The following is an 18,587-nucleotide window of genomic DNA, read 5'->3' as shown; positions in this document are numbered from 1 at the left end:
GTTCATCCCGACTGGAAAGGTATCGAACCATGCCCACAAAAGGCCTACGGGCAGGACGCCAAGGCTGGTTCATCGGCCTGCTGGCAGGACTTGTCACACTCAGTCAGACCAACGTCACTGCCGGCAGGCATCCTTCACCAGTCAGCCACGAAGCCGTCTCTGTGGCCGGGTTGAATCTGGGACCGGAAGAACAACGGCTTCTCGACACCGGCGGCATCGTCGTCCGTCCGCTCCCGACCGGCCACGCCAAAACCATTGCCGCTCAGGGACTGGCTATAGTGGAAAGCCCGCCGGAAACGTTTCTGGACGCCTACCGCTCCCTGGAAGCCATCCGGCATGGCGGAAGCGTCACCACCTGTGGGCGATTCAGCCCCGTCCCGACGCTTGCAGACGTGGCGCACCTTCCTGTGAGTCCTGACACCCTTACGGAGCTTTCCACGGCGCACGTGGGAGACTCAAAAATCAAGCTTTCTGCGGCAGAAATTGAAACCCTGACGCAACTCCGGCAGACCTGCCCGGCGGCACAGCTCCGCCCGTCGCTGGCGGATGCCTACCGGCAGATGCTCTGGAAGCGCGCGCTGGCGTACGCCACCCACGGGCCACGGGGACTTCCAGCTTATGCTGACAAGAACATGCCGACCGACGTACCGGCCGCCGTGGCGTCGCTGGTGTCAGAGTGTTTTCGTCTGGCACACCCGGCATCCCGGGCGCACACAATGCTTGAGCGTTTTCCCCGCCTGGATGCCATCCGGGGCGAGTCTTTTCTCTACTGGGCCGTTCAGAAGTACGGTGATCTCAAACCCGTCACCACCGTTGTGCACGTCCTGATGTGGCAGGACAAGGGGCGTGACTATATTGCCTCAACGCTCATCTACGCCAATCACTACACGGAAGCCGCCTTTGTTCTGGCGGAACTCATTCCCTTCACTGACCCCACCGGACGGACACAGACTATTGTGGTGTACAGCGTGTGCCTTCAGACTGATCTTCTGGGTGGGCAGCTTGGGTTTTTGAAGAAGAAGTTTGCCCAGTCAAAGCTGCTGAGTACGCTCAAGGGTGGGCTGACGACGTTGCGGACAACGGTCCTGGCGGCTTCCCGGGCGCGTGGGACGAGTCTGGTTGGGGTGCTTGGGAGCGCGGGCTTCCAGCCCGCAGATCAGAAGGTTGAGGACAACCTGAAGATACTTGGGTTTTGAAAGCGCCGGGGCGAACCTGGATACTCAGGTGAACAGCGGTATATTTCCCTGCCAACGGTCTTCGGAAATACCCTGGATTCTGAGGTGCATCCATGACCACAGACTGGTTGGACATTCGTCCCTTCGAGAATGCGATTGCCCGTCTTGAAGAGGGTATCTCAGAATATCAGGCTGACCCGACACGGACGCTGTTGCGCGACGGTGCGATCCAACGCTTTGAATTCACCTATGAACTGGCCCACAAGACCCTGAAGCGTTTTCTTGAGTTCGTTTCCCCAAGTCCAGCCCAATACGACCAGATGTCCTTTCAGGACCTGATTCGTTCCGGTAATGAGCAGGGGCTTCTGCTCGGTGATTGGCCGACCTGGCGGCGCTACCGTGAAATGCGCAGCAAAACCAGTCATACCTGTGACGAAGGCGTTGCGCTCGAAGTCGTGGCCGGGATTCCTGCTTTTCTGGAAGAAGCCCGCCATCTGCGCGACGCACTGAAGGCAAGGCTCACATGAGTACGGATTGCCCCCCGATAGATATTCACCCGGGACACTGGGCTATGGTGCGACGTATCCTGCAGAAGCATGTGCCCGGGTATGAAGTGTGGGCTTTTGGCTCTCGTGCGAAGCGGACAGCCAAACCGCATTCCGATCTCGATCTGGTGATCATCAGTGACCGGGCATTACCGCTGGATGTCAGGGCTGCTTTGCGGGATGACTTTTCGGAATCTGACCTGCCATGGAAGGTGGATGTGGTGGACTGGGCCACCACCAGCCAGGCCTTCCGGGAGATCATCGAGCGGGATAAGGTTGTAGTACAGGGTGGAAAGTGAAATACTTGGAAGCGCGGGCTTCCAGCCCGCAGATCAGAAGATTGAGGACAATCCAAAGCTACTTGGTTTTGAAAACGCCGGGGCAAAAATGGATACTCAGGTGAGCAACAGCGTATTTCCCGGCCAACGGTCTTCGGAAATACCCTGGATTCTGAGGTGCATCCATGACCAACAGACCAGTTGGACATTCGTCACTTCGAGGATGCAATTGCCCGTCTTGAAGAAGACATCTCAAAAAATATCAGGACGACCCGACACGAACGCTCTGCGCGACGGTGTGGACCAACGCTCCAAATTCACCTGCGAACTTGCCCAAAGACCATGAAGCGTTTTCTTAAGTGTATTGCCCCAAGTCCAGCCCAATCCGCTCAAAGGTGTCAATGTAGAGGCGCAGGAAAGGGGTGCACGAGCCGTCCATACGCTCATTCCTGCGTCCGTAGAACCGGGCAAAGGGGGTGAGGTACTCCCGGATTTTCATCTGCTGGCAGGCGGCAGTACCTTGGTCAGCATCCTGCGCCTGCACGACTGACCTGGTGGGTCTGCCATCCATCAGCCCACTGTATTTCATTGGCCTTTCAATGCTGGTTACGACTGGGGGTTACACATTCTCCTTTGCCATCATCAATAATAATTATGAATCCGTCATCATATATGACTTCTTCCGTAGGTGATGGTTTTGTTCTCTTATCCGGCGGAAACATCATGATGAGTTCACGTGCGGTTGGAGAAAACGAGCTTATTTTCTCAAGAAAGTTCCATCCGCGTTCTCCTATAGCCATTTTGTCTATGCTTTGCATCATGTTGATATACACTTCTGAATTCATACGGCTTAGATCACTTGCTCCTTTAATAATCTCAATTTCACCAGGCGTCAGGCTCATGATAAATTTCCGCGGGATTTCAAAAGATATGCGCGATTGCTGCAGGGCCTGCCTGATTGCGGGGATCATTTCCACAATCTTTTGGTGCAGGCTTTTGACATCGGCAGCTTTTGATGGATATTTCGGGGCAACTTCCTTTTCCATAGTATACGTAAAATGCTGGATTATTTCTTCCTCTGGAAGACTCCACATGATAAATCTGCGCAATCCAGATGGCATCTGCATTATTTTTTCAAACTTCGTCTCCGTGGGCTCGTTTTTCATGCTTTCGGCAATATCCCGCGCCAGGTCCATCAATCTGAATTTTTGATTCAGAATTGAAAAGTCTATATCTGGTATTGGAGAGTCCGGGGGAACAAACAGATCGTCCGGTGACGGTTGAGGTTTTTCCTGCGACGCACTGCCTGCGACCGGAGGCGATTGAGGTTTCTCCTGTGACACAACGCCAAGCACCGGGCCTGTCATGGCAAAAACGGACAGAAAACATCCGAACAGAAACATGGTTTTTTTCTTGGAAAATTTGATGGATACGAATTTCATGTTCAGGTCTCCTATCTATGACACCGGTTTCCCGGTTGATGGTTGAATTGCTGTTTGTCTTACCCGGTGCCTTGCCCAGGCTGGGCTTTCCAACCCCGTTTGTCCCCATTACTTTTTCGAATCTGTCGGCCAGCCCAGCGCCTGAAGCGTGACCTTGGCCAGCCGCTTGGCCGCCAGTTCAGACTCACGGGTCCCATTCTGTTGGGCGTCAAGGTGAAACGTCGTCATCAGCCCGCCAAACAACAGGCATGTGTCATACAAGGCTGTCAGTTCGGCCGCCGGCTGCTGCATCAGCTTCGGGTCAGAGGTCAACAGTTCGTGAACTGCCCCCAGCAGAAATTCTGACTCCTCATCGGTGAGGTCCCGTCCGCGTTCAATCCCGACAGCAACCCCGACGGCCAAAGCCACCGCGTATGTCAGGTTGTTTTTGCGAAAGTCCGGGCTTCGCTCAATTTCCTTGAAAATGGCATCGCCCAGCGAAAGCAGCGTCGCCCGCTGCTGCGGGTCGTTGGACAACGACGCAAACTGCTCGGCAATGGACTGCCGCCGGCGCGGACGAAAATCCGTCACGGCATACTGGCGCGGTGTCTGTACCGGACGGCTTTCCGGTGCGGCCGCCGGCGTACGCCGTTGGGCATTGCTGCCGGCCCGCCCCCGGTCGCCGGAAAGACGCAGCGGCACCGACTGGTAAAACACACTGCGCTGGGACAACGACAGCATGAGACTCAGGTTCGCCATGGCCATGGTCTCAAACTGCATCCCGCTCAGCGGATCAGTAAACTGGGCGCGCGCCTCACCAGAGGCAGCCGCAAGCCACGACGCAAACAGGAAGAAAAAAACAAAACTCCGGCGCAGCGCCCTGCACTTCAACATCGCTTGCGCAACTCCTTTCACAACCGGCCCGCATCGGAAGGGGCCGGTACAAAATGTCGTGTGGCACAAGGATACGTGCTTCACTGTGTCAACGCAATACAGCGCCGGGGATTTTGAGAAAATTTCGCGTACTTTCAGATTTTTGTACGGCGCGCCGTCCCTTGCTTCTGTCACACGGCCCAGGATCATGGCCACCGGCAGCACATCAGCAATCATGCCGGACAAACTCACACAAGGGTGCGACTGCGTATGAAATCCCTGACGGAATACCTGACCTTCAACCTTCCCTCCAAAATGGCCTTCGTCAACATCACACCCCAGGTTGAGGCAATTGTGCGGCGCAGCGGCGTCAAGGAAGGGCTGGTGCTGTGCAACAGCATGCACATCACCTCCAGCGTCTTCATCAACGACGACGAAGCCGGACTGCACCACGACTTCGGCGTGTGGCTGGAACAGCTCGCGCCTTTCAACCCGGACCCGAACCACTACCACCACAACCGCACTGGCGAAGACAATGCCGATGCCCATCTCAAGCGCCAGATCATGGGACGGGAGGTTGTCGTCGCCATCACCAACGGACGACTGGATTTCGGCCCGTGGGAGCAGATTTTTTACGGTGAGTTTGACGGCTACCGGCCCAAGCGGGTGCTCGTCAAGGTCATCGGCGAGTGACTGCCTGCGCCCCGGTTCCCGGCTCTCATGAACGCTGCGCCCGCCCCCGGCTTTCCTGCCACAGGCGGCAACGGGCCACCATCTGTGCGGCCAGCCGCGCATCCTGCCCGAAATGCAGGTGAATGTAGCTGGCATGCAGGTAGCCGCTGGCAAACCCTTCGGCGCGTGGTTGTTCTGCCGGATGACGCGGCTCAATGACGTAGGCCGGCGGCGCTCCTTCCGGGCGCTGCCACGTCGAGTAGTGAAACTCGTGCCCCCGCAGCCGTTGTCCGGCCGCGCCCAGAAGTCCGTCGGCAGCCAGCCTGACTTCCCGGTAGCCCATGACCAGCCGGCGCTCCATCCGGCAGACACCGGGAACAAGGCCAACCATCGGATGGCGCTGCCCTTCGGCATCTTCCAACGCCTCGGTCAGATACATCAACCCGCCACACTCGGCGTAGATCGGCATCTCCTGGGCGTGGGCTTCCCGAACGGCCGCCAGCAACGGACGGTTGGCACTGAGGGCGGCGGCATAAATTTCAGGATAGCCACCGCCGAAATACAGCCCGCTGATACCGGGCGGCAGAACGGCATCGCGCAACGGACTGAACCACACGACCTCCGCACCCGCGACCCGCAGCGCGTCCAGATTGTCCGCGTAGTAGAAACAAAACGCCTCGTCACGGGCGACACCTATCCGAACCACGCCATCCGAAGCCGCGGCCAGGGCCGCAGCCAGTGGGCCGGCGCTGTCCGGCAGCGGTAGCGGCGGCGCGGCTTCAGCCAACGCCACGACCGCCTCCAGATCAACATCACGTGCCATCGCTTCCCGTGCCCGGGCCAGGAAGGTCTGTACGGCCTGCGGCCGTTCCTCCACGGTCAACAGCCCAAGATGCCGCTCCGGTATGGTAAGGTCGGGCAGGTACGGAAGACAGCCAAGTACTGGAACGCCGTACTGCGTGATGGCCTCCCGCAGCCATGCGGCATGGCGCTCCCCGCCAACCCGGTTGCAGATGACGCCAGCGATATTGACCTTTGGCATAAACGTGTGAAAGCCGTGGACAACCGCCGCCGCACTGACCGACATGTGGCTGCAATCCACGACCAGAATGACCGGAGCCGCCAACAACAGCGCCATCTGCGCTGTACTGCCAGCGAGCGGATCGCTGCCGGCGCCGTCAAAAAAGCCCATGACGCCCTCGATGATGCTCACGTCGGCCGTGGCAGCCACCCGCGCAAACACCAGTTGCACCGCAGCCGGCGGCAGCATCCAGGCGTCGAGGTTGCGTGAGGGCCGCCCCGTGGCCGCCGTGTGGTACATCGGGTCAATATAGTCGGGGCCGACTTTGAACCCCTGTACGCGCCGGTCTGCTGCCAGCGCGGCCATAAGTCCCGTGGCGACAGTGCTTTTGCCGTGACCGCTGGCCGGCGCGGCAATGATGATTCTGGGAGGGTTCACGGCACGTTATTCAAGACGGGTCACCAGACCGAGTTCATAGCCGATGGCTTCGATGTCGGCAATGGAAAGCACCAGTCCTTCCGGCGGGCGCTGATTGAGGCGTAGCACAATCGCCGACTCGCCTGCCAGATGCTCAACCGTGACCCGGTTGAACGGCACTTCAATGCCCAGCAGCCGGGTCATCAAGGCTGCTGTGGCGCGATGCCCGACTGCCGAGTAGAGCGTCCGTCTCGCCTGGCGAAACCGGGCAATGAGCTGCCGTGCCGCTTCCGGTGTCACCGGCTCGTAGCGATAAACACCATAGGCGGTGAGAATGCTGGCGTTGAGAAACAGGAGACGCCCCGACGGCCGGTTCGACGGAGTTGTCAGACCTGCCGGCTGATGTGGTGTCTCATGTAGGCTGTGACCTAGTTCCTGAACCGGGTCATCGGCGGGGTTTGACATGCTGGTTCCTGATGAGGTGTGCCGTGGTGTACGTGCCGGCGGATGGTGGGCGCATAAAGCTGGTCAAGCAGGGCCTTGCCGCTGGTGAAATCGCGTGTCCCGTACTGCCCGGCAAAATACTGCCGGAGGCGATGCCACAACCGGCGATAGGGATGTGCGGTTGTGTAATGCTTCAACGGCGTGTGTCCCCGGACAATGCGGATGATGCTTTCCGCATTTCCCGGAATCGCAAGCGCCGCCGGAGCGCCGTTTTTTTCTGCGTTTTTCCGGGCAAAAAGGGTGATGTTCCCGCCATCGTCGGAGGTCAGTTGACCAATCCCGGTGAAGCCTGTTTTTTCAGCAAGCTTTTGCAGCGTTGAGAGGTTGAAGTTGAAGATGTGGGCTTCGTGAAAGGTGTTTTGGGGCGCCTGGCAGGTCGCCTCAACATTCGGCACTTCGATAACCAGTATCCCGCTGGGCTTCAGCAGCCGGTGCAGTTTCAACAGGACTTCGGCCGGTCGTTCGGTATGCTCCAGGACGTGCCACATCGTGATCAGGTCAAAGTGTTCTTCCGGCAAGGCCACATCCTGAGCAAAGCCGATATGGACCTGAAGCCCATACTCACTTTCGGCATATTCCGCATAACCCCGGTTTGGCTCAATGCCCTGCACGGTGTGACCCAGTTTGTGAAGCAGATAGATGAACTCCCCTCCCCCGGAACCCACATCCAGGATCGTCTGTGGGGTCGGCAGCAGATGCCGGATGGTCTGACAGCGTGCCAGTGCCAACCTGCCGGCGCGCAGAATATGCTTTGGTTTGGGCGTGTACGTGCCTTTGTAGTGGAGGCGGTAGTGTTGTGTGTAGAACTCACGGGGGTTATGGGGAAGCGGGTCTGACCAGACCAGCCCGCACTGAAGGCAGATCACCGTTCGGAGAGGTTTCCCATGGCGGCCGCGGTTAGCCAGGACAACGCTTTCAGGGTTGCCGCACAGTTGGCATGGCGATGCGCCCACGGCACGCGGAGCCAGAGTGGAGAGGGTTGCAGATGGGCTTTCCAGAGAAATCATCAGCGAAGCCTACCGGCTAGAATTCAATGCCCCGCTGCGCCTTGATGCCGCTGCGGAACGGATGTTTGACAAGCTTCATTTCGGTGACGAGATCGGCCAGCTCGACCAGCTCCGGGCGGGCGCTGCGCCCGGTGATGACGACGTGGAGCGCCGGACGTTTCTGCCGCAGCTTTTCCATGACCGGTTCCAGAGGCAGCGTGTCATCGCGCAGGACAATGTTGAGTTCATCGAGCACCACCAGATCGTAGTGCGGGTCTTCCATCAGGGCGCAGGCTTTGGCCCAGGCACGTTCAGCCGCGGCGCGGTCGCGTTCCCGATCCTGGGTTTCCCAGGTGAAACCTTCGCCCAGTGCAAAGAAATCCACCCGGCCGGCGAGTTCCCGGGCAAAGGCAGCTTCCCCGCTCTCCCACGCCCCCTTCGTAAACTGGACGATGCCAATCCGCATCCCGTGCCCCAGTGCCCGAAACACCATCCCCAACGCCGCCGTGGTTTTTCCCTTTCCGGGGCCCGTGTGGACGATGATCAGCCCTTTTTCCTGGGTAGCCTGCGCGATGCGCGCGTCCTGGAGGGCCTTTTTGCGCGCCATCTGCGCCCGGTGCTGTGCTTCATCGCCTTCAGACGGTTGCGTTATGTCCTCCGCCATCATGTGTCCTTTCCTTTCCCACTGGGTCTTTGCCACGGCACTCACTGCGGCAGGGCATTGACAGCACGAACAATATCACCCACGGCGTCGGCAATGTGGTGCGATACCGTCCGCAGCGACCGTGACGGCAGCGCCACGACGCGCCGTTTCCGAATGGCACTCAGGCTGGCCAACCGCTTGTCGGCCAGCAATTGTTCCCGGAAGCCACGGTCGGCCGCCAGTCCCGTCGCCACAAAGATGACGTCCGGGTCACGCGCCAGCAAGGCCTCGGCCGAAAGCGCCACGTGGCCGGTCAGGTCCGCAGCGGCATTGCGCAGACCGGCCGCGGTCAGTTTCACATCCGCCATGGTATCGCACCCGGCCACCATCAGCGGCGGCATCAGGTACAGCGCCCGCCACCCGGCCCGGTCAGGACGCAGCCCGTCCCGCGCCTCAGCCAGTTTTGCCCGCATGTCGGCAATCACGGCCTCGGCACGCTCCACTTCACCCACCGTCTGACCAATCCGACGCAGATTGTTTTCAATGTCAGCCAGTGACCGGAAATCCTCGACGACCACGGTTGGCGTTCCGGTCTGCTCGACGGCCTGCCGCAGTTCCGCTTTGGTGTAGCGCGCCAGCAGCACCAGATCAGCCCGCAGCGAAAGCATCCGCTCCGGCTCCCGTTCGACAAAGACACCAATCTGGCGGGCCACATCGGCAACGTAACTCACTTCGGGGTCGGCAGCGTACTTTGACAGCGCGACGATCCGTTCCGGCGGCACAAGCGCGCAGAGGATTTCATCCGTACCAACCGAAAGTGAGGCGATGCGTTGTGGCTTGGGCGCGGTTGTGTGTGCAGCCGGCCGGTGGTTGTCGGCTGGCGCACGAAAGGACTGACAGGCACTGCCCGGCCACACCACGGCTGTCACAGCCGCAACGGCCGTGGCCGTCCGTGACCAGTTCCCTTGCGCGTTATGTCTCCCGGTCACAGTTCACCTCCGCCTGCTGGATGGCTTCTTCAGCCGTTGCCTGGACGGCTGTCAGACGACGTAGTACCGCCGGCGGCGGCTGCGCCCACAGCCCTCGCCGGGCCGCTTCCAGAAGCCGCGCAGCGATGTCCCGCTGTGCCCAGGGATTGCTCCGGCGCAGAAACGCGGCGGCCGCTTCGTCAAAAAGGTACGCCTCGGCAACCCGCTCATACATCCAGTCCGCGACGAGACCGGTCAGCGCGCTGTACCCAAACAGGTAATCCACGGTGGCGGCCATTTCGAGGGCGCCCTTGTAGCCATGTTCCTGAATGGCCCGCAGCCACTTTGGATTCGTCACCCGTGCGCGCAGGACCCGGCGCAGTTCTTCGTCAAGTGAGCGCACTTGCGGCCGCGCCGGATCAGACGAGTCGCCCAGCAAAGTCGGCGGCAGTTCCCCGCGCAGGTTGTGGACGGCGGCCGCCATGCCGCCGTGAAACTGCATGTAGTCATCGCTGTCAAGAATGTCATGCTCGCGGTTGTCCTGGTTCTGGGCCACGACTTCGCAGGCCGCCAGTCGCGCCGCCAGGATGGTTTCGGCCGGTGTGCCATACTCGCCCGCCGTGTAGGCGTAACCACTCCAGCGCAGGTAAATCTGCGCCAGGTCTTCGCGGCTCGTCCAAGCGCCTTCGGCGATGGCGGCCAGGATCCCCACGCCATAGACGCCGGGCCGGTTGGAAAAAACCCGGAAACGCGCCTGCTGGCGGGCTACTTCGGGCGGCGTACCGGCGGCAATCCGCTGCTGTTCCTCCACCCGGACATGCTTGCGGACGTAGTTCCATTCGTCCGGTTCATCCGCTTCGGCGGCCAGATGGACGGCTTCATCGAGTAACGCCAGCAGGTTGGGAAAGGCATCGCGGAAAAAGCCGGAAACCCGGATGACGACATCAATGCGTGGGCGCTGCAACTGCTCGACCGGCAGCAGCCGGAGACCAGCCAGGCGCTGGTTGGTCACATTCCATACCGGCTCGACGCCAAGCAGCCAGAGCACCTGGGCAAGGTCATCGCCCTGGGTACGCATGTTGGCCGTTCCCCACAGCGTCAGGCCGATGACTTCGGGAAAACGTCCCTGCTGCCGGACGTATGTCGTCAGCAGTGCGTCCCCCAGTTGTCGTCCCACCTGCCAGGCAAAACGGGAAGGAACGGCGCGGATGTCCACGGCATAAAAGTTCCGCCCGGTGGGCAGCACGTCCACCCGGCCACGGGTTGGCGCGCCGCTGGGACCCGGTGGAATGGACTTCCCTTCGAGGGCATCCAGCAGGTTGCGGATTTCCTCCGGCGCCTGCCGTATCCGGGGCAGGATGTCTTCCACCAGATACGTCAGTGTGCGTTGCGTCTCCGGTTTCTCTCCGGTCAGTTCGGTCACGGCGGCCGGCACAAAATTCCGCTCGGCCAACTGCCAGACCAGGTTCCGCAGGGCGGCGTCTATGGCCCGCCGCAACCTTCCGACCGTGGTGATGGGAGTGTCACTGAGCACCGCCAGGGAGGGTGGTGTCGCCGCCGGGGACCACGGCGTTTCGGCCGGAAGGGTCAGGAGGTCGGCCGGCAGGTTGAGGTCGCGCGCCAGTGCCGCCGGCAGCCCCGGACATGACGGCCCGCCCTGCCGCGCCAGCGCACAGAGAAAGTCCACCAGCCGTTCACCGGCGGGCGCTTCACCCAGAATGTGCAGCCCGTGGCGAATCTGGATTTCCCCCAAGTCACAGAGATAGCCATCTAGTTTTTTCAGGAACGCCGGCAGGGCGTCTTCGTCCGGCCGGGCGGTGTAGCCCAGGTCGTGGTGCAGGTTGGCCGCTACGACGGCTTCCCAGATAGCATCCACAATGAGGCTTCGTTTGTCAGGGTCGAGTTGGTCGGCACGTGCCAGTTCCGCCAGAAGCCCCTGGAGTGGAGCCAGTTCACCTTCCTGGTCGGCTTCGGCCTGCGTCATGGGCGGCGGCAGGTGGCTGACCAGAACGGACTGCCACCGCCGTTTGGCCTGTAGCCCCTCACCCGGATCGCCAATCAGAAAGGGATACAGCACCGGCGTATCCGGCAGGACGAGTTGGGGGTAGCACCGGTCGGACAGCCCCAGCGACTTGCCCGGCAGCCATTCCACCGTACCGTGTTTGCCGCAGTGAATGATGGCGTCCACGCCAAACACGGACCGCAGCCAGTGATAGACCGCCAGATAATGGTGCGGCGGGACGAGTTCCCCGCTGTGGTAGATCGCCCGTGGGTTTTCCCCGTACCCACGCGGCGGCTGAATGAGCACCAGAACGTTTCCGTAGCGCCGTCCGGCAATGTAGCCCACATCGCCTTCCACCATGACGCGGCCCGGCGGCTCGCCCCAGGTTGCCCGGAGTTCCGCCTGGCACACGGCCGGCAGGGTTGCAAACCACGCCTGGTAGTCCACCGTGCGGTAGTGTGCTGCCGACGCTTTCTGTTCTGCGGAAAGCACGGGTGCTTCGTATCCGCCCCGGGCCAGCAGTTCCGCCATAAGGGTGTCGCCGTCCGGCGGCAGTTCGCCGACGTGGTAGCCCCGTGCGCGCAGCGCCCGCAGAAGGTTGAGGACGGAAGCCGGTGTGTCCAACCCGACGGCGCTGCCGACCCGTCCGTTGCGGTTGGCAAAGTTCGTCAGCACAATCGCCAGCCGCTTCGTGTGGTTGGGCAGGCGACGCAGCCGCGCCCACCGGGCAGCGAAGGCAGCCAGCCGCTCCACCTGCCCCGGAATGGATTTCTGGCGGCTGGCCCCGGAAGGTGCTGGCTCCTGAACGCCGACCACGGTCGAGATAATCCGTCCGTCGAACTCCGCCATGACGACTTTCATGGCGGCATCGAGCGGTGACAATCCGGCCGGATTGGCTTCCCAGGCGTCCAGCGTGTCACGCACCGTCAGCCCCTGAATGACAGGAATCCCCAGATTGACCAGGGCTTCCAGGGTGGCTCCGGCAGCTTGTGGGCCGCGCGGCCCATGTCCGATTTCAGCCAGGGCGTAGCTGACCAGACTCACGATGACTTCGACGCGGGCTTCGCCGGGTTGCCCGAAGTAAGCCGCCAGTGTTTCCGGCGCCAGCTCCCGCAGGCTGTAGCAGAATACCGGCAGCACCCGGCAGGAAGTGGCTTCGAGCGCGCGGATCAGGGCATCCACAACGGCCAGATCGCGGCTCTGCCAGTAGGCCCGGTAAAACAGCACGCCCACCAGCGGTGCGGTTGGGTCGCGCCAGTGGTGGCGGCCGAAGGTTTCGATGTCCAGTGTCGCGGTCACTTCCAGGTCGGCCGCGGCGGGGTGGTACAACCCACACAGCGGCATGGCGGCCGGCGGCGCGGCGTCAAAGGTGGTGCCCAGCACCTGATCGGACAAGTACCGCAGCCCTTGGGCATAGTTGGCGCTGCCGCCAGCGACGCAGTAGGCAAAGAATCTCGCGGCTACCTCCGGCGCAACCGTCGTGTAGTCGGCCAGGTCAGCATCAGGCCGGTCATCCCCCGGCAGCGCCAGCAGTGCCACGCCCGTTCGGCGGTGCAGGGTGCGCAACTGTTCCAGTCCTTCCTGAAAATACGCCCGTCCGCCCAGAATGCGGACAATCACCAGGCGGGCGGTGGGAGCGATGTCGGACAGAAACGCCGCCACTTCGGCCGGTGTTTGCAGGGCGTAGCTGGGGTGCATGTGCAGCGGTGGGAAGCCATCCGGCAGTTGGGCCCGGGCGGCTTCCAGTACGGTCAGCTCGGTATCAGAGGCGGAGATGAAGACGACATCCGGCCGCAGCCGGTAGGGGTTGTCGTGCGCTTCACGGCAGCGGTTGTCACTCTGCTTGGCGGCGACAACGGTGTAGCGCGACGGGTTGGATTTGGGCGGCGTCTCGCCGGGATTCGTCGGGTGGTAAATTCCCATGTTGACAAGGGCAGGTTATGAGTAGTTGCCGTCTTTTGACCGGCTTGCCGGGGAGACCTTGGTTCGCGGCCGGGTTTTATGCGAAGTTGGGCCGGGTCATCAAGTCAACGGGTCATCAAGCCAACGTCGGCGGGTGTCCGCGACACAAAGTGACCGTCCGGGCTGCGAGGCGGGTGAGTTCGTCCTGCGGGTGACACGTGCCGACACATCGCCGCACACGTTCTGGATGTCCCGTCTGGAAACCACCGCTTCAGGATGGCCTGTTCAAGTCGTTCAGGTACCGGCCCAGGGCCTGGTAGAAATCCGGGTGGTCCAGCTTTTTCAGGACGTTACCCTGTTCGGGGTGCAATGGCAGGAATCGTCCTTGGTCATGTGCTTCCCCGTAAGAATGCCCATCGTCAACGGTCACCACCCCTGTGAGGAGGATGGCGTCGGGGCGGAAGGCAATGGCGTTCTGGATTTTGAACCGCTCGAAGACAACCGGGTGGATTTCAGCGTGGCGCGGCACCCCCGGAGCCCCCCACCTCGAACTGATCACTCTCGGACAGATGATGCGCACCCGCGCCGGGCACACCCCACCGGCGGAAACCATTGCCGCCCAGCTCGCCGCCACCCCCGCTCTCGTCCGCCACGGAGACTACTGGACCGATACCGCCACCGCCGAACTCGACCAGGACGTCTGGCAGCGCCTCCGCGCCATCCCTCCCCGGCCTCAACGCCGGGGTTTCCCGCGCAATTCGATGATGCCAATTGTTCAGTGAACAATTGCAGACCTGAGTCGCCTTTCCGGTATTTCCCGGCTGAGTTGGACTCCTCTCCCACTTCCAGTAGGCTGGCCTTGGTAGCCCTACTCTCCCTCTCCATGCACGTTATCGGATTGCCCATCAAAATAGTTGAAGTATGTTCTCAGCATTGAGAACAAGATTCAGCGTGAAAAAAGCGCAGAAAAAAAGCATGTTATCGGCATTTCGCAAGACACTATGGACAAACGTTATCAGTAAGTCGTATTCGGCGGTTGTCACTCTGCCTGGCGGCGACAACGGTGTGCCGCCGCCGGTGGGTGTCCGGGATGCCAAAGCCATGTGGCATTTGGCTGTGCCCGGAATCGTGCTTTTCCTGTGGTGAGGTGCCTATGCTGAATGTATGCCGTGTTGTTCTTGGGTTGTGGATGGTTTTGGGTGGCGTTATCTGGGTGCCGGGGCAGAGCCGGCCGGCTTCCCGCCCTCCGGCCAACCCTGACTGGTATGACTACGAGCGGGTCGGCCGCCGGCCGACCATCAACGGCCGTCCCGCCCGGGAAAAAATGCACACCTACGAGGAGCGGGCCGGGGCAATTTTTTCCGACCGCCCGGTGACACGCCGTGGAACGACCTTCCCCAACGCTCCACAGCGCGGCCCGCGCCGCAGTGTCACGAGTTACCGTCCCGTGGCGGATATGCTTGCCCCGGAGATTCTGGCCCAGGAAGCCGATGGCGATCCGCTTCAGGTACGCCGCTTTTATGAGGAAGCCTTGCGGGAGTACCGCCGTGGTCTGGTCGAGCAGGGCTGGCCCGTTGAAGATGTCGGCTCGGCGATTGCGGTGTACCTCAACAACCACTACACCGTTGTTTTCGGCCAGCCGATGCCTCCCGGCGTTCCTTATGCGTTGTATGAGCTTTTCCAGGGGATTCTGGGAAATGACGGGGATTTTACGGCTTCAAGCGACCGTGAGCGGCAACTGCTGGCCGAGTCGTTGGCCATTCTGGCAACGGCGATGTACTCGCAATATACGTCGGCGGACGGACGTGAGCGTGAACGTCTGCGGCAGCAGGCCCGCGCCAATCTGGAATCCTTCACCGGGCAGTCAGCCGAGGAATTCCGTGACTTGGTGCTGGCCATCCGTGACCAGTTATAGATTGGTCGTTTCCCGTCGTTTGTAACCGAAGCCATGCTGAAAGCGCGGCCCTTTCTGAAATGGGCAGGCGGAAAAAGCCAACTCTTGGATCAAAACTACTACCCAAGTAACCTGCGAGCCGGTCGCATCAGGCATGATGTCGAGCCTTTCCTGGGCGGCGGGGCGGTGTTCTTTGCCATCGCCCGGCGTTACCCCATCGAAAGCGCCTGGCTTTCGGACATCAACCCGGATTTGGTTCTGACCTGGCAGGTTGTACAGCAGCGGCCGGCTGACTTGCTGGACACTCTGGAAAGCTACCAGAGAGCTTATGACCGGACCCCGGAAGAACAGTGCGGCCATCTGTTTCTGACCATGCGCGATGCCTTCAACAAGGGCTGCCTTGACATCAACGCAGCACAACACTCTGCCGACGGGATTCGACGGGCCGCGCAGCTTATTTTTCTGAACAAAACATGCTTCAACGGTCTTTTTCGTCTCAACTCGAAAGGAGCCTTCAACGTACCGTTTGGGAAATACAAAACCGCCGTCATCTGTGACGAATCAAACCTGCTGGCCGCTTCCCGCGTTCTGCAGAAGGCGGAAATACGACAGGCCGACTACACGGAATGCTGGCCCAGGGTCAACGAAAGCACGTTTGTCTATTTTGATCCGCCCTATCGTCCACTCAGCCGGACGGCCAGTTTCACCACCTACACCGGCGGCAGTTTTTCTGATGCTGAGCAAATCCGCCTGGCCCAATTTTTCCGCCGGCTGGACCGGGAAAAAAACGCCCGCCTGATGCTTTCCAATTCCGACCCGACGAATGAAAACCCGGACGACAGCTTCTTTGAGCGTATCTATCCGGGATATAACGTCTTCAGGGTTTCGGCCGGCCGCGCCATCAACTCCAATGGCGAAAAACGTGGGAAAATCAGTGAGCTTCTGATTACCAACTACCCGTGCTGCCCACAAAATGCAGAAATATGGTAGGGGCAACTCCGGGAGTTGCCCCTACAGTAAATGCCGGTTGCCATCCCTATTTGGCCACCCACTGGCCGCCGCGCCAGCGGTACTCCAGGTCGTAGTTTTCATCATCCCGTGATGCCACCTGGCGCTTTGTCGGCTCGCCGTTGACGATGGTGATCTTTTCATCCCACCGGTTGTTGCGGTTGAGGTCAATCTTGGCGCGATTCCAGCCCGCTCCCGGATTGTCGCAGTAAAGGGTGATTTTATACGGCCGACCCGGAAAAGCATCTTTGATGCGGTCACTTGTCACCGGCCGGCGCAGTGCCTCCAGCAGGTCGCGATCCACCGGGCGTAAACTGCCTGTGGTGGTCGGTGCGGGCAGCGCCGGTGGTTGAGATACAACCGGCCGCGACACAACATCCTGTCTTGCCGGTTGGCGGAGAAGCCACACGCAGGACCCGATAATAACGGCTGACAACACCAGCCCGCCCGTGATGACCAGCGCCAGAAACGTTTTGAACTTCATGCCCTCACCCTGCCCTTTCTGTCCAAGCGGACGTTACCGGTTCACGAACGCGTCATCATCCCCCGCTCAATGGGGACGGTACAGTTGCAATAGGCATACTGGCACGGCTGGGCTGTCTCACGGAGCGCAAACGTGCCATCCAGAAAGTTCCCCAGATACTCCTGCCGGTACCGCCGCGCCGGATAGCACCGCCAGGCCGCACCCCGGTCATCGAGGGTGAAGGCAAGGGCTCCCGCCCAGCAGGGCCGCCCCTGAAACGAAGGCGCAAGCATCCCCAGACCGTTGTGTCCGCCCAGCGCCAGAAGCTGCGCCTGCTCCCCGGCTGTATAGGCAATGACATCCCGCTGCTGCTTTTCAGGCTGTACCTTGAGGCGAATCCCGGCTGTGGCAAAACGCTGTACCAGTTCCGGCAGAACAGGCAGGTTGGCGCGTGTGGCCACACAGGTGACGTGAAAGCTCGCCCCCGGCGGCAGCCGCGTCATCACATGACGCGCCTTCTCAATGAAGGCTGTTTCTTCCTGCTCCGTCGCCACGTACTCCCGGTGCAGGCTGGCCGAGAAGACCCGCAGCGCCGCTCCTGCCGCCTCCAGAAACCGGTCGAGCTTCTCAGTGCCGGCCGAGAAGTTCGTCACAACGCTTACGTGATGCCCCATTTCAGCCAGGCCGGCCACAATCTCCGTCAGGGTTGGGTGCAGGAACGGCTCGCCGCCCGAAAGCTTGATTTCCCAGCGTCCCGGCAGCCGCCGGAAGCCCTCCAGAAAGCGTGGCGTATCGCGCGCCCAGCGGGTCCGGTCATCCAGAAAACGCTGCGTACAGTATGAGCACCGGTAGTTGCACGTCGTGTTGATGTTCCACATCACGACGCCTTCCGGCGGACGCGGCGGTACCGGCCATCCGGCATCATCCCGTGTGTCGGTCGCCATGCGTGTCACCTCCGCTTTCCGGCGTTGCAAGCCCTTCAATCATGCCCCGGTTGGCCGGGACCGTACACGGACAAATATCGTACGGACACACTTCCGGGCCGGGTTTCAGACGAAAGCTCCCGTCGAGCACATTGCCCAGATACCCTTCCCCGAAACGCTTTGCCGTGCGGCAGGAAAAGGCGTGGCCAAACTGGTCAATGACGAAGTAGGCCGCTCCTGCCCAGCAACGCCGTCCACGGTAGGAAGGCGCGATGTTGGCCTCCCGTGCCGTTGGATGTGCTCCGGTCAGCATGCGCACCAGGGAAGCTTCCATAGCGTCGTATTCGTAAACGCCGTGCTTGGTTTTCATCACCTGGGGAAAGTACCTAAGCCCCGCAGCTTCCACGGCGGCCCTGACTGCGGCCAGTTCGCTGACGGTTCCCGGCACGAGCACGTTGTTGACGACAAATGCCGTTTCCCGGCGCAGCCATCCCCGAAACGTAACCGCCTTGGCAATGAAGTCGGCAACATCCACGTACTCCCGGTGCAGGCTTGCCGAGAAAACTTCCAGTTTGTCGCCCACCAGGTCCACAAATCGCCGCAGCACGGTCAGCGGCGCTGAAAAATTGGTCAGTACCGAAACCCGGTGCGGCAACGCCGCCAGACCGGGAACGATATGCTGCATAAAGCCCCGGAAGGCGAACGGCTCCCCGCCCGACATCTTGATTTCCCACACGCCCGGCAACGTCGCAAAAAACGCCAGGAAACGTTCGATGTCGGCGTCGGACGGGTGCCCCTGACGATAGCGGCGTGACTGTATGCAGTACGAACAGTCGTAGTTACACACACCGTTGGTTTGCCATTCGATGGTTGGACGCGGCGGCATGATGTT

General features: G+C 60.9%; 20 protein-coding genes. 8 read left to right on the top strand and 12 right to left on the bottom strand.

The window, feature by feature from the left end; all coding sequences use genetic code 11:
• Positions 1–29 precede the first annotated feature (29 nt).
• The 3 genes from J8C05_RS11995 (at position 30) to J8C05_RS11985 (ending at position 2,019) form a co-directional block, all read left to right on the top strand.
• Positions 30–1,196: a hypothetical protein gene (locus J8C05_RS11995; protein WP_211423772.1), complete on the top strand. Its 1,167-nt coding sequence runs from the start codon at positions 30–32 to the stop codon at positions 1,194–1,196.
• A 92-nt stretch (positions 1,197–1,288) separates the two neighbouring features.
• Complete coding sequence (locus J8C05_RS11990) at positions 1,289–1,702, top strand: nucleotidyltransferase substrate binding protein (RefSeq protein ID WP_211423771.1); 414 nt, start codon at positions 1,289–1,291, stop codon at positions 1,700–1,702.
• A gap of 44 nt (positions 1,703–1,746) precedes the next feature.
• Positions 1,747–2,019, top strand: a complete 273-nt coding sequence (locus tag J8C05_RS11985) for a nucleotidyltransferase family protein (RefSeq protein ID WP_211423770.1) — start codon at positions 1,747–1,749, stop codon at positions 2,017–2,019.
• A 334-nt stretch (positions 2,020–2,353) separates the two neighbouring features.
• Here J8C05_RS11985 and J8C05_RS15775 read toward each other — a convergent pair whose 3' ends face one another.
• The 3 genes from J8C05_RS15775 to J8C05_RS11970 all read right to left on the bottom strand — a co-directional run bounded on the left by J8C05_RS15775 (position 2,354) and on the right by J8C05_RS11970 (position 4,313).
• The gene (locus tag J8C05_RS15775; protein ID WP_211424041.1) at positions 2,354–2,569 is read right to left on the bottom strand and encodes a DUF6079 family protein; all 216 of its coding nucleotides are present in this window, start codon (positions 2,567–2,569) and stop codon (positions 2,354–2,356) included.
• Positions 2,570–2,594: 25 nt separating this feature from the next.
• Positions 2,595–3,440, bottom strand: a complete 846-nt coding sequence (locus J8C05_RS11975) for a hypothetical protein (RefSeq protein ID WP_211423769.1) — start codon at positions 3,438–3,440, stop codon at positions 2,595–2,597.
• 108 nt (positions 3,441–3,548) lie between these two features.
• A complete protein-coding gene (locus J8C05_RS11970) occupies positions 3,549–4,313 on the bottom strand; it encodes a DUF6683 family protein (protein ID WP_211423768.1) in 765 nt (254 codons plus the stop codon).
• A gap of 249 nt (positions 4,314–4,562) precedes the next feature.
• Here J8C05_RS11970 and J8C05_RS11965 point away from each other — a divergent pair, with 249 nt between their 5' ends.
• Positions 4,563–4,985 carry a secondary thiamine-phosphate synthase enzyme YjbQ gene (locus J8C05_RS11965; RefSeq protein WP_014101027.1) on the top strand — a complete coding sequence of 141 codons (423 nt, stop codon included), beginning with the start codon at positions 4,563–4,565 and terminating at the stop codon, positions 4,983–4,985.
• A 25-nt stretch (positions 4,986–5,010) separates the two neighbouring features.
• Here J8C05_RS11965 and J8C05_RS11960 read toward each other — a convergent pair whose 3' ends face one another.
• The 6 genes from J8C05_RS11960 to cobN all read right to left on the bottom strand — a co-directional run bounded on the left by J8C05_RS11960 (position 5,011) and on the right by cobN (position 13,428).
• A complete protein-coding gene (locus J8C05_RS11960) occupies positions 5,011–6,423 on the bottom strand; it encodes a cobyrinate a,c-diamide synthase (protein WP_211423767.1) in 1,413 nt (470 codons plus the stop codon).
• A gap of 6 nt (positions 6,424–6,429) precedes the next feature.
• Positions 6,430–6,867 (bottom strand): YddF family protein, encoded by a 438-nt coding sequence (locus J8C05_RS11955; protein ID WP_211423766.1) that lies wholly within the window; start codon positions 6,865–6,867, stop codon positions 6,430–6,432.
• Entirely contained in the window at positions 6,831–7,772 is a 942-nt protein-coding gene (locus J8C05_RS11950) for a class I SAM-dependent methyltransferase (protein WP_211423765.1), read from the bottom strand. The genes J8C05_RS11955 and J8C05_RS11950 overlap by 37 nt, the downstream gene beginning before the upstream one ends.
• A 157-nt stretch (positions 7,773–7,929) precedes the next feature.
• Positions 7,930–8,559 (bottom strand): cob(I)yrinic acid a,c-diamide adenosyltransferase, encoded by a 630-nt coding sequence (gene cobO, locus J8C05_RS11945; protein ID WP_459543859.1) that lies wholly within the window; start codon positions 8,557–8,559, stop codon positions 7,930–7,932.
• Positions 8,560–8,597: 38 nt separating this feature from the next.
• Positions 8,598–9,524 (bottom strand): ABC transporter substrate-binding protein, encoded by a 927-nt coding sequence (locus J8C05_RS11940; protein ID WP_211423764.1) that lies wholly within the window; start codon positions 9,522–9,524, stop codon positions 8,598–8,600.
• Positions 9,508–13,428 carry a cobaltochelatase subunit CobN gene (cobN, locus tag J8C05_RS11935; protein WP_211423763.1) on the bottom strand — a complete coding sequence of 1,307 codons (3,921 nt, stop codon included), beginning with the start codon at positions 13,426–13,428 and terminating at the stop codon, positions 9,508–9,510. Before cobN ends, J8C05_RS11940 begins: the two co-directional genes overlap by 17 nt.
• A 446-nt stretch (positions 13,429–13,874) precedes the next feature.
• Between cobN and J8C05_RS11930 the strand changes: the two genes are divergently transcribed.
• The 4 genes from J8C05_RS11930 to J8C05_RS11915 all read left to right on the top strand — a co-directional run bounded on the left by J8C05_RS11930 (position 13,875) and on the right by J8C05_RS11915 (position 16,291).
• The gene (locus J8C05_RS11930; RefSeq protein WP_211423762.1) at positions 13,875–14,189 is read left to right on the top strand and encodes a hypothetical protein; all 315 of its coding nucleotides are present in this window, start codon (positions 13,875–13,877) and stop codon (positions 14,187–14,189) included.
• A gap of 139 nt (positions 14,190–14,328) precedes the next feature.
• Complete coding sequence (locus J8C05_RS11925; RefSeq protein WP_211423761.1) at positions 14,329–14,553, top strand: hypothetical protein; 225 nt, start codon at positions 14,329–14,331, stop codon at positions 14,551–14,553.
• Between the two features lie 7 nt (positions 14,554–14,560).
• Positions 14,561–15,322 (top strand): DUF6683 family protein, encoded by a 762-nt coding sequence (locus J8C05_RS11920; RefSeq protein ID WP_211423760.1) that lies wholly within the window; start codon positions 14,561–14,563, stop codon positions 15,320–15,322.
• 33 nt (positions 15,323–15,355) lie between these two features.
• Positions 15,356–16,291, top strand: coding sequence for a DNA adenine methylase (locus J8C05_RS11915; RefSeq protein WP_211423759.1), 936 nt, complete (start codon positions 15,356–15,358; stop codon positions 16,289–16,291).
• Between the two features lie 46 nt (positions 16,292–16,337).
• Here J8C05_RS11915 and J8C05_RS11910 read toward each other — a convergent pair whose 3' ends face one another.
• The 3 genes from J8C05_RS11910 to J8C05_RS11900 are packed head-to-tail and all read right to left on the bottom strand — an operon-like array spanning position 16,338 to position 18,581.
• A complete protein-coding gene (locus tag J8C05_RS11910; RefSeq protein WP_211423758.1) occupies positions 16,338–16,793 on the bottom strand; it encodes a hypothetical protein in 456 nt (151 codons plus the stop codon).
• Positions 16,794–16,834: 41 nt separating this feature from the next.
• Positions 16,835–17,716 carry a radical SAM protein gene (locus J8C05_RS11905; RefSeq protein ID WP_211423757.1) on the bottom strand — a complete coding sequence of 294 codons (882 nt, stop codon included), beginning with the start codon at positions 17,714–17,716 and terminating at the stop codon, positions 16,835–16,837.
• On the bottom strand, positions 17,694–18,581 hold the full coding sequence (locus J8C05_RS11900; protein ID WP_211423756.1) for a radical SAM protein: 888 nt from the start codon (positions 18,579–18,581) through the stop codon (positions 17,694–17,696). The genes J8C05_RS11905 and J8C05_RS11900 overlap by 23 nt, the downstream gene beginning before the upstream one ends.
• Between the last annotated feature and the right edge of the window lie 6 nt (positions 18,582–18,587).

The organism is Chloracidobacterium sp. N (assembly GCF_018304765.1).
Taxonomy (GTDB): domain Bacteria; phylum Acidobacteriota; class Blastocatellia; order Chloracidobacteriales; family Chloracidobacteriaceae; genus Chloracidobacterium; species Chloracidobacterium aggregatum.
Note: the sequence above shows the minus strand (reverse complement) of the source record. Positions and strands in the feature narration are given on the sequence as shown.

What these genes read in the sequence shown, in the direction of transcription:
- J8C05_RS11910 (WP_211423758.1), bottom strand. Translation starts at nt 16,793, where the DNA reads ATGAAGTTCAAAACGTTTCTGGCGCTGGTCATCACGGGCGGGCTGGTG.
- J8C05_RS11925 (WP_211423761.1), top strand. Translation starts at nt 14,329, where the DNA reads ATGTTCTCAGCATTGAGAACAAGATTCAGCGTGAAAAAAGCGCAGAAA.
- J8C05_RS11965 (WP_014101027.1), top strand. Translation starts at nt 4,563, where the DNA reads ATGAAATCCCTGACGGAATACCTGACCTTCAACCTTCCCTCCAAAATG.
- J8C05_RS11985 (WP_211423770.1), top strand. Translation starts at nt 1,747, where the DNA reads ATGGTGCGACGTATCCTGCAGAAGCATGTGCCCGGGTATGAAGTGTGG.
- J8C05_RS11900 (WP_211423756.1), bottom strand. Translation starts at nt 18,581, where the DNA reads ATGCCGCCGCGTCCAACCATCGAATGGCAAACCAACGGTGTGTGTAAC.
- J8C05_RS11915 (WP_211423759.1), top strand. Translation starts at nt 15,356, where the DNA reads ATGCTGAAAGCGCGGCCCTTTCTGAAATGGGCAGGCGGAAAAAGCCAA.
- J8C05_RS11920 (WP_211423760.1), top strand. Translation starts at nt 14,561, where the DNA reads ATGCTGAATGTATGCCGTGTTGTTCTTGGGTTGTGGATGGTTTTGGGT.
- J8C05_RS11990 (WP_211423771.1), top strand. Translation starts at nt 1,289, where the DNA reads ATGACCACAGACTGGTTGGACATTCGTCCCTTCGAGAATGCGATTGCC.
- J8C05_RS11930 (WP_211423762.1), top strand. Translation starts at nt 13,875, where the DNA reads ATGGCGTTCTGGATTTTGAACCGCTCGAAGACAACCGGGTGGATTTCA.
- cobO (WP_459543859.1), bottom strand. Translation starts at nt 8,559, where the DNA reads ATGATGGCGGAGGACATAACGCAACCGTCTGAAGGCGATGAAGCACAG.
- J8C05_RS11955 (WP_211423766.1), bottom strand. Translation starts at nt 6,867, where the DNA reads ATGTCAAACCCCGCCGATGACCCGGTTCAGGAACTAGGTCACAGCCTA.
- cobN (WP_211423763.1), bottom strand. Translation starts at nt 13,428, where the DNA reads ATGGGAATTTACCACCCGACGAATCCCGGCGAGACGCCGCCCAAATCC.
- J8C05_RS11905 (WP_211423757.1), bottom strand. Translation starts at nt 17,716, where the DNA reads ATGGCGACCGACACACGGGATGATGCCGGATGGCCGGTACCGCCGCGT.
- J8C05_RS15775 (WP_211424041.1), bottom strand. Translation starts at nt 2,569, where the DNA reads ATGGATGGCAGACCCACCAGGTCAGTCGTGCAGGCGCAGGATGCTGAC.
- J8C05_RS11975 (WP_211423769.1), bottom strand. Translation starts at nt 3,440, where the DNA reads ATGAAATTCGTATCCATCAAATTTTCCAAGAAAAAAACCATGTTTCTG.
- J8C05_RS11970 (WP_211423768.1), bottom strand. Translation starts at nt 4,313, where the DNA reads ATGTTGAAGTGCAGGGCGCTGCGCCGGAGTTTTGTTTTTTTCTTCCTG.
- J8C05_RS11995 (WP_211423772.1), top strand. Translation starts at nt 30, where the DNA reads ATGCCCACAAAAGGCCTACGGGCAGGACGCCAAGGCTGGTTCATCGGC.